Source organism: Candidatus Rokuibacteriota bacterium (assembly GCA_030647435.1).
In the GTDB taxonomy this organism is placed as follows: domain Bacteria; phylum Methylomirabilota; class Methylomirabilia; order Rokubacteriales; family CSP1-6; genus AR37.
The window spans coordinates 1-4,942 of the sequence record JAUSJX010000100.1; the positions used below are offsets into that span (position 1 = coordinate 1).

Sequence of the window (4,942 nt, forward strand, 5' to 3'; positions counted from 1 at the left end):
GTCGGCGAACCGGAGCAGCCGCGCGTTTCGCCCGACCCAGTGCGCGACCTCGGTCAGGAGGTACGACGCCATCAGCGGCCCGGACAGGATGATGCCGGGCAGACCCTGGGCCTTCGCCACGTGCTCGTCGTGATGGAATTCGGAGTCGTAGTTGTCGCAGGCGCCCGCCCAGCGCACCTGGTGGCCCACCATCATCGGCCCCTTCGTGACCGTCGAGAACTCCTGCCCCTCGGCAAAGTCCTCGAAGAAGAGGCTCGGCGGTTCAACGGTCTTCGCGGTGGTCATGGGGGCTCTCCTTCCCGTCCAGCGCGACCGGAGTCGTCGGGGCCGACGCGGAGATCGCGTCCCCGCGAAGGGCGCCCACCTAGCCTGCTCTATTCACGAACGCGCGTTCCGCGTCCTATGCGCCCCTCATTTACTCAGCCCTCGCCTCGCCGCCGAGCGGCTCAGCTCGAACTGCGTCCCTCTCCCCCTTGTATCATGCAGACACCGGGGGCGAGGGGATCGAAACGGCTCCCTCTCCCTCGGCGAGGGAGAGGGTCGGGGTGAGGGTGGCGCATGTGTTCACGCATAATCCGGGCTAGCAGCTTCCGGATCCCTCTCCCCTCCTTGGAGGGGAGAGGGTAGGGTGAGGGGTGGCGCTCTACTTGTCTTTGATGGCGGCTTGGACTTTGGCCGCGAGGTCCGGCGGGATCGACGTCATCCCGTGCGCCGTCTTTGCATGCTCGGCGCCCTTCGCCATCACCTCCGCCATGTCCTGGCCTTCCGCGACGAAGCTGCAGCCGGGCATCAGGTCACCGCACTTCAGGATCTTGGCCATCGCAGACCTCCTTTGGGTTGTTCCGCTGCACTCGACGGGACCCAGCTGGGATCCTGGGGCGCCTATCATCCCACCGCGTTGAGCCGCGTAGGCGGTGTCGTGACGCGCCGGGTCAGGGCGCGGCGCGGGCTCAGTAGTCCTCGCGGAGACGGTCCAGGTCGTCGATGCCGAGGACAGGGCCGAACATCACGCTCCGCCTCTCCGCAGTCTCGCGGTAGTCGTCGTAGAGGAAGCCGACCATCTGCGCCGCCGCCTTGCGCAGGCGCTTCCGGAGCAGGTCCGGATTCGCGGGCTCGGCGGACCAGGCTGGGTCCACGCGGGCCGTCGAGAGGAGCGCGAAGCGATCGCCCTCGCGGTACCCGAACGCGAAGTTCCAGGTGAAGGCGCTGATGTACATGTCCTGCGCCGTGACGCCGATCACGACGGCGCCGGGCTCCCACGAGAGCTTCGGCAGCACGGTGGTGTTCAGCCTGTAGCTCTGCCGGAAGTGGTCGGCCAGATCCTTGCCCGGCGCATCCGGCGCCAACCCGCGCTCGCCTTCGCATTCCTGCAACATGCCGGCATAGGGCTGCGACAAGCGGGTAACGCTTTTAACCTGATTTAGCGGGCATCATCACCGCCGGCGTGGACGCGCGTGTCTCCGGCTAGGGCCGGTTGCTCTCGGACGCCTTAGGGGTCGCCAGCGCGGCGAGTGCGCGGTCGCAGCGCTTGGCGAGCCGGCTCATCTCGAGGCGTCCGGACGCCTCGCGGGCGAAGAGGAGATGGTCACGCGCCTCCGCGGCTTTGCCGCGGTCCGCAGCGATCCCGGCGATCACGAAGTGCGTCCACGCTTCGTTGCCTCGCTCGCCCTGGCGCACGGCGAAATCGAGGGCGCTCTGCGCTGTGGCCGCGGCATCGTCGAGGTGGCCCACGCAGCGCAGGGCCTCGGCGAGCGTTCGCACCCAGAGCGCGCGGTTGACGAAGGCGCCGGCCGCTTCCTGAAGAGCGATCGCCTCGTGGAGGAGAGGCACGGCTTCCGCCGCACGGCCGGCCGCCGTGTACGCCTCCCCGAGCGGGGTCAGGGCGCGCATCGTCTGCCCGACGAACTTGTGCTCACGGCAGATCGCCACGGCGGGCTCCAGCACCCTGATCGCGCCGGCCGTGTCGCCAGCCTCCAGGAGCAGGCGGCCGCGCATGATCGCGAGCGGGACCTTGCTGTAGAGGTGATTCGCGGCGCTCGCCACCGCCTCGCCGCGTCGTAAGAGGTCCTCGGCGGCGACAACGTCCCCCAGATCCGAAAGGCACTCGGCAGCGAGCGCGCACGCTCCGGAAAAGGGGAGTCCTGACAGCCCGAACTGCTCCGTCTCGCGACCACCGTCCAACGCGGTGATGATCCAGCGGTAATGCTGGAGCGCGGTCCGGAGCTCGCCGCGGGCATGATGGCAGCCGCCGGCGTAATAGTGGCCCGTCACCTGCAGGCCGAGATCGCCGCGGCGCGCACCGGTTTCCAGGCAACGCTCGCTGTACTCGATCCCCTGCTCGTACTCGCCCTTGGCCCAGTGGTACTGGACGAAGAACGAGTAGACGACGTCGAGCCGCTCGGTCTCGTTGTGCCCGGCGGCGAGCTGCTCGACCTCCCGAAAGACCGCGTGCAGCCGCTCGAGATGCCCACCCCGCCAGAGCGGTGCGCGGAGGGCGAAGCGGACATCGATCGCCTCACGCGCCGACTCGCTGGTGACCGGTCGGTGCGTGAAGGTCTCCAGCGCACGCTCGTAGTGGGCGACGGCCTCGGCGTCGGCACAGAGCGCCGCCGCGCGATCGCCGGCCTGGCGCGTGTACTGTGCGGCCTTGGCCCAGATTTCGCCGCGTGCGGCGTGATTGGCGAGGCGTTCGACCTGCTCGACCAGGCGATCGCCGTGGCGGCTCTCGATCACCTCGACCATGCGGGCATGGAGCCCACGACGCCGGTCGAGCAGCATACCGCCGTACGTGACCTCGTGGGTGAGCGCGTGCTTGAACGTGTACTCCAGCTCGGGAAACAGGACGGACTCGTAGAGGAACTCGTTCGCCGAAAGCCGCATCAGGCCCGCGCGCAGCGCATCCTCGGGCAGCTCGACCAGCGCCTGGAGCAGCGCGAACGGCACGTCCTTGCCGACCACCGAAGCCGCCTGCAGGAGCTGCTTGTCCTCCGGCGACAGCCGGTCGATCCGCGCGGCGAGGATGGCCTGGACGCTGGCAGGCACGGCGATCGGCGCGTCGGGCCGGGCGAGGCGGTAGCGCCCGGGCTCGCCAACGAGCGCGCGGGCATCCACCAGCGCCCGCACGGACTCTTCCAGGAAGAGCGGGTTGCCGTCGGTGCGCGCGATCAGTGTCTGGAACAATGAGCGAAGGCTTGGATCATCGCCCACGAGCGGACGGAGGAGATCCTCGGCGCTCGTCGCGCTGAGCGGCTCGATCGGGACCTGGCGATAGAAGGTCTTCTGGCTCCAAGCGTGGCGGTACTCGGGCCGGTAGTTCACGGCAATGAGGAGACGCGTCGTGGTGAGGCTTTCCACGATCGAGTCGAGGAGCGCCTGCGTCGCGGAGTCGATCCAGTGCAGATCCTCGAAGACCAGGAGCACGGGCTGCCCCTGCGCCTCGCGGAGGACCAGGCGCTTGACGGCGTCGAGCACGCTCTGGCGGCGTTGCGGCGGCGCCTGCGCGAGGACTGCGCTGTCCTCCGGTAGCGCGTCGAGCAGACCCGTGAACGGCGCCACGACGTCCTTGAGTCCCTCGTCGAGCGTGAGGATCGCGCCGGTGACCTTGCTGCGGATCGCGCGGGCGTCGTCGCGGTCTTCGATGCGGAAGTAGCTCTTGAGCATGTCGATGACCGGCAGATACGCCGACGCCCGACCGTACGAGACGGAGCTGCCTTGGAGGATGAGCCAGCCGCGCGTGCGGTGCGAGTTGAGGAACTCGTGGAAGAGGCGCGACTTCCCGACGCCGGGCTCGCCCACCACCGCCACGATCTGGCCGCGCCCCTCCGCTGCCTGCTCGAGCGCCCGGCGCAGCTGCTCGAGCTCGGCGTCGCGCCCCACGAAGCGGCTGAGCCCGCGCGCGGCCGCGCGCTGCAGCCGGGTGCGCACCGTGCCCGCGCCCGTCACCTCGAACACCTCCATCGGCTCGGGGAGGCCCTTCATGTTCACGAGGCCGAGCGGCTTGACTTCCACGTAGTCCTCGGCGAGCCGCAGCGTGTCCGTCGAGGTGAGAATGGAGCCGGGCATCGCCGTCTGTTCCAGGCGCGCGGCGACATGCGTCGTCTGGCCGACCGCCGTGTAGTCCATCCGCAGATCGCTGCCGACGGACCGCACGAGGACCTCGCCGGAGTTGATGCCAACGCGAATCTGGATCGGCACCCCGGCCTGCCGCTGCATCTCCTCGGCGTAGCGCTTGATCGACTCCTGCATGCGGAGCGCGGCATAGCAGGCGCGCACCGCGTGGTCCTCGCTCGCGAGCGGCGCCCCGAACAGCGCCATGATGCCGTCGCCCGCGAATTTCGTGATGATGCCCTCGCACTGATGGACAGCGTCCGCCATGCAAGCGACGGCACCCTGCATGATCCTGAAAGCCTGTTCCGGGTCGAGCTGCTCCGCCATCGCGGTCGAGCCGACAGCGTCGGCAAACAGCACGGTAACGGTGCGGCGTTCTCCTTGCAGCCTGGCCCGGTCTTGGAGGACCTTCTTGGCAAGGTGAGCCGGCGTGTAGTCGCGCGGATCAGTCCGGCCGGCGCGAAGGTCCTGGCCGCAGTTGTCGCAGAAGCCCGCATCTTCACGGTTGGGCTGATCGCAGGATGGACATTCCATCAGAGCACCTCATATCCGACCCCCAAGTCGGCGCCAGAACACTACGCCGATGGCACAACGTTGTGAAGCGCTTGCGAGAAGAAGGGGATTTCCTGTCGAAACTCCGGCTCAAGAACCACGCCGACACCCAGCGGACCCGTCCGGCACGTTACAGGACGACAGGAACTGTCGCGGACGCCGAGTGGGAAGGCGCGCGCAAGACTCGCTGGCGAATCTCGCCTCGTGCGGACCTCCTTAAGCATTGCCCGGCCGTGCGACTGCAGGCGCGGCCGGTTCGGCCTGTCGAGGCGCTGTGCTGGTT

Annotated in this window: 4 protein-coding genes; all 4 read right to left on the reverse strand. The window is 68.7% G+C overall.

The features are described 5' to 3' along the window. The coding region (locus Q7W02_18215; GenBank protein MDO8478097.1) for a hypothetical protein at window positions 1-285 on the reverse strand (285 nt) is incomplete at its 3' end. Between the two features lie 358 nt (window positions 286-643). Continuing rightward, a complete protein-coding gene (locus tag Q7W02_18220) occupies window positions 644-820 on the reverse strand; it encodes a DUF1059 domain-containing protein (GenBank protein MDO8478098.1) in 177 nt (58 codons plus the stop codon). 130 nt (window positions 821-950) lie between these two features. Next, on the reverse strand, window positions 951-1,376 hold the full coding sequence (locus Q7W02_18225) for a hypothetical protein (GenBank protein MDO8478099.1): 426 nt from the start codon (window positions 1,374-1,376) through the stop codon (window positions 951-953). An 88-nt stretch (window positions 1,377-1,464) separates the two neighbouring features. Continuing rightward, on the reverse strand, window positions 1,465-4,641 hold the full coding sequence (locus Q7W02_18230; GenBank protein ID MDO8478100.1) for an AAA family ATPase: 3,177 nt from the start codon (window positions 4,639-4,641) through the stop codon (window positions 1,465-1,467). Between the last annotated feature and the right edge of the window lie 301 nt (window positions 4,642-4,942).